Source organism: Lacimonas salitolerans (assembly GCF_042677865.1).
Classification (GTDB): domain Bacteria; phylum Pseudomonadota; class Alphaproteobacteria; order Rhodobacterales; family Rhodobacteraceae; genus Lutimaribacter; species Lutimaribacter salitolerans.
On record NZ_JBHUDD010000028.1, the window covers coordinates 1 to 4250 of the forward strand.

Genomic DNA, 4250 nt, shown 5'->3' on the forward strand with positions numbered 1-4250 from the left:
GCCATCGTCACACCCCAGAAACCTCATGCCCTCTGCTTTCTATCCCAGCGGCCCGGCCACAGCAATTTTTCGAAGTGCCCTATAGTTTCTGCGCAGTGGCGAGAAATTTATCCACCACAACATTTTGTGTTGCGCACTACCGCATAACCGCTCCAGTGTTGCGAAGCCGCCACACAGCAACACCCTTAGAGCACAAGTTATTGGTTTTTATGGCAAAAAATGTGTTTTCTGAATTGGGAAAAGACAAGAGTGTTACTATGGCCTATCACGCTAAAAACAGTTCAGATTTTGTCGGGCTTCGCACCGCTTTCGGAGGCGGCAGACAAGTGGTCTGCGAAATACGCAACGGCAACCGCGTGCTCCTCAACATTTGCGATCCTAAGGCGTCTGATGCCCAGATTGACGAAGCTCTGAAAGAGGGGATCAAGGCACGGAACGTCTTGGGTGGAGTAATGTCCGCGCTTCTGGCCAGAAACATCCCAATCGATTTTGCGAACTGAGTGATTTCGTGACTGCAGAATCGCTGCCTTCTGCTAAAAACGACGCAACCTCAGGCAAACTGAGGACAAGAGGCAGCATGCAACCACTTATCCACAAGGCGTCAGTAAATCTGACGGCAAAAGCACTACCACCATCGGTATGTCCCGGCGATACCGTCCATCTGCATTTACACGCCGACGCGACCATCACCGCCGCGCTTACCATTCCCTCACGCCTGCCATTTGGCTTGGGCAGACCCCGAGAGTTCATAGCGGGAACATTAGGACACCGTGCAACCGAGCTTATAAAACCTGCTATGGAGCAATCAGCGCACTTGAGGGTTCGAGTAGTAGAGGTGGAACCGGCTTACCTAAGTCGTACTGGACGCAGCCGACTTTATGTCTCGGTTTGGGGTGACCCACAGGTTCTGATGTCCCAAAAGCCTCGGATATCGATTTTTTCCCAAAGTCGCATCAACGACGGCCCGGTGGGACGAGAACACGATTAGCCTTGCTGTCGCATGGCAAAGGCTCAAGCTGTTCCAGCCACCACCCTGTCAGTCAGTTCATATCCTTTGGAACAAGCTTTCGCGTGCCACCGTTCTGCCGCCACTGCAGCATCACGCAGGTTGGAAAACCAAGCGATGCGATGCACGCCATTCTGACCGTTGCCGCCCCATTCTCTGACCACGGAATATTCACCAAACAGATTATACCCCACATCTACGCGATAGAAGTTGGGCCGTTCTGTGTGATGATGAACAAGCGTAATCATTGGCGGTTAAGGAATCGTTTGCGATGTACGCAGTTTTGCAGAACCCCTCGCCGCACACCAGCCTCGCAGCCAATCGGTGTGGAACAACACAGGTTTGCCAAACTGTGTTACGCTTGCGTGGTGCGCCAACTGTGTTTGCGAAACTGGGTTGCGCAACTGTGTTCCCCTATTCCTCGTCGCCCACACCCGCACCACCTTCTGCCTTCTGCGCCGCATACGCTTCCGCTGACAGCTCGTAGCGCTTGCCCGTGAACATATCCTTTTTCATACGCGGGGTAAGGTGGCTGTAATGGCGTTCGATCATGCCAATTGACGTGCCCATCTGCTGGGCCAGTGCGTGAATATCCATTCCGTCATTCACTAGCGCAAAGGTGGCGTAGGTGTGCCGCAGGCTGTACAGCACGCGATTGTCGCCCGTTGTCAACGGCGGAGTAAAACCCGACCAAAGGGCGGCGCAAAAGTAGGCCACTTTGGGGTTGGGCGTGAAGGGCGCATAGAGTGCTGGCGGGCAGTCGACCGCGCTCCCCAAATAGCTGGCGGTTGACTGGCCGCCTTGGCCCGTGAGGGCCAAGTGATGGANGGCCAGTCGATAGCTCTCGCCATTCATCTCGAGGATGTTGACGTGGTGGGTCAGCCGGTCGAGCAGCGCCCCGGTGAGGCGCTCGGTGCCGAAGGTTTCCGTCCATTCATCGAAGGGCAAGTTGCTCGTGATCAGCGTAGCCCCGCGCTCGTAGCGTTGCGAGATCAATTCAAAGAGCAGCTCGGCCCCGGTTTTGGAGAGAGGGACGAAGCCCAATTCGTCGATGATCAGCAGCTTGGCGTTGGCCATCTGTTTTTGGACCCGCAGCAAGCGACGCTCGTCGCGCGCCTCCATCAGTTCGTTGACCAAAACCGCGGCGGTGGTGAAGCTGACCGTCATCCCTTTCTGGCAAGCAGCGAGCCCCAGGCCAAGGGCAACGTGGGTCTTGCCGGTGCCGCTTGGGCCGAGGGCGATCACGTTCTCGCGCCGTTCGATCCAGTTGCAGCGCGCCAGCTCCAGCACCTGCATCTTGTTGAGCTTGGGGATTGCCTTGAAGTCGAAACTGTCGAGGCTTTTGGTGGCCGGGAACTTGGCCGCCTTGATGCGGCGCTCGACCATCCGTCGCTCGCGATCGATCAGCTCCAGTTCGACCAGGCGCGTCAGGAACTGGACGTGGTCCAAGCCCTCGGCAGCGCATTGGCGCGCAACCTTCTGATACTCACGCAGGAAGGTGGGCAGCTTCAGCGTCTTGAGATGATGTTCCAACAGGATCTCGGGGGCATGGGTCATTCCGCGGCCTCCGGCATAAGGGCCATGTAGCTGGCCGCAGAGGTCGTCTCGACCCTCGCCCTTGGCAGATAGGGATAAACATCGAGATCGAGCCTTGGTGGACGCTTCTCGACCTGACACAGAACCAGATGCTTCACAGCATCAAAGCCGACTGCGCCCATCTTCAGGGCCTGCTTTACGGCGACGTGCAGGTCATCCATGCCGAAGCTTTCCAGCAAACGCAGCACCTGGACATACTCGCGGCGCCCTATCTTCAGCATGCGCGCTTCCATCAGGCGGCGCAGCGTGTCGAACTCTTCTGGCAAGTCCCACTCCGCAAGGGGCGCGGCCTGATCCAAAGCATTGATCTTGCGTTCGATCAGCGGAAGGTAATGGATCGGGTCGAACACCATGTCCTCGCGCGCATAGCATCGCGGATGGCGCGCGATCACATCGCTGCGGCAGCCGATGACCACCTGATCGACATAGGCCCGCACCCAGACATCCTGATGGCCATAGGCCACGGGAACCGAGTAATCGTTGGTGTCATAGCGGACCAAAGATTGGGAGCTCACCCGGCCACTGCTCTGTGCGCAGGCCTCAAAGGGGGCCGCCGGCAGGGGGCGCATCTCGGCCAGGTCTCTTTGCAGGCGCGCGCCGATGGTCTCCGTGTGCCCACGGAGTGTATCAGTCTGACGGGCGCGACACTGCTCTTCGAGATAGGCGTTGAAGCTCTCCCAATCCGGGAAGTGGGGGATCGGCACCATGTGGTTGCGGCGGGCATAGCCCACCATCCCCTCGACATTGCCCTTGTCATTCCCTTTGCCCGGCCGCCCGTAGCGGTCTCGGAACAGGTAGTGCGACAGCAGCCCGCTGAACAGCGTAGCGCGGACCCGTGTGCCATCCGGCTGGATCTTCGAGACCAGGCAACGGTCGTTGTCGTAGAGAACCGACAGAGGCACCCCGCCAAAGAAGGCAAAGGCATGCACATGCCCGTCCATCCAGGCCTCCGCCGTCGCCGCCGGGTAGGCCCGCACGAAGTAGGCATCGCTGTGCGGCAAATCCAGGACGAAGAAGTGGGCCTTTTGTTCGACACCCCCGATCACAACCAACGCTTCGCCAAAATCGGCTTGCGCATGGCCCGGCGGATGCGCCAGCGGCACGAACATCTCACGGGTGCGTCGTTCACGCTGCCGAACGTAGTCCTTGATGATCGTATAGCCGCCGGTGAACTTGTGTTCCGCCTTGAGCCGCTCGTGGATCCGCTTCGCCGTGTGGCGCTGTTTGCGGGGCACATTCTTGTCCCCTTCAAGCCAGCCGTCGATGATCTCCGTAAACCCATCAAGCTTGGGACGCTTGATCTCCTTCGTGCGCCGGTAGCCCGGCGGCGTCGAGAACGCCAAAATCTTGCGAACGCTGTCGCGCGATATATTGAAATGGCGCGCCAGCTCCCGCTGGCTCATCCCCTCGCTGCGCGCCAGCCTGACCTTCAGATAAAGTTCCACGGTGTAAATCTCCTCGCCCTCCCTGCTGCCACAAGAAGGGAAAAAGTGGACGACTTTTACGCCGCCCGCACCGCCAATATGGCGGCGCTACCGTGGTCTAGTTTTGCACCGCCGTTCTCACGCGAGCCGGCCGTCGAAGAGTTGGGCCTGGGTGACGGCCGGCTCGTCCACCGACCAGGAGAAGCGCTCGGCGGTGAAGTCGG

The 4250-nt window shown here is 58.7% G+C and carries 3 protein-coding genes and 1 pseudogene; 1 reads left to right on the plus strand and 3 read right to left on the minus strand.

The genetic code is table 11. The annotated features are described in order from the left end of the window. Positions 1–500 (plus strand): hypothetical protein (locus tag ACFTOW_RS03890; RefSeq protein ID WP_379913283.1); only part of this gene is annotated, 500 nt, incomplete at its 5' end. 511 nt (positions 501–1011) lie between these two features. On the opposite strand, the gene ACFTOW_RS03895 is transcribed toward ACFTOW_RS03890, so the two are convergent. From ACFTOW_RS03895 to istA, 3 genes and pseudogenes are all read right to left on the minus strand, one after another. Then, positions 1012–1254 carry a WGR domain-containing protein gene (locus tag ACFTOW_RS03895; protein WP_379913285.1) on the minus strand — a complete coding sequence of 81 codons (243 nt, stop codon included), beginning with the start codon at positions 1252–1254 and terminating at the stop codon, positions 1012–1014. Between the two features lie 580 nt (positions 1255–1834). Further along, positions 1835–2563: pseudogene (gene istB, locus ACFTOW_RS03900) on the minus strand (IS21-like element helper ATPase IstB); the annotation flags it as partial. After that, positions 2560–4047, minus strand: a complete 1488-nt coding sequence (gene istA, locus ACFTOW_RS03905) for an IS21 family transposase (protein WP_417498542.1) — start codon at positions 4045–4047, stop codon at positions 2560–2562. The gene istA and the pseudogene istB, both read right to left, overlap by 4 nt. Positions 4048–4250 lie beyond the last annotated feature (203 nt).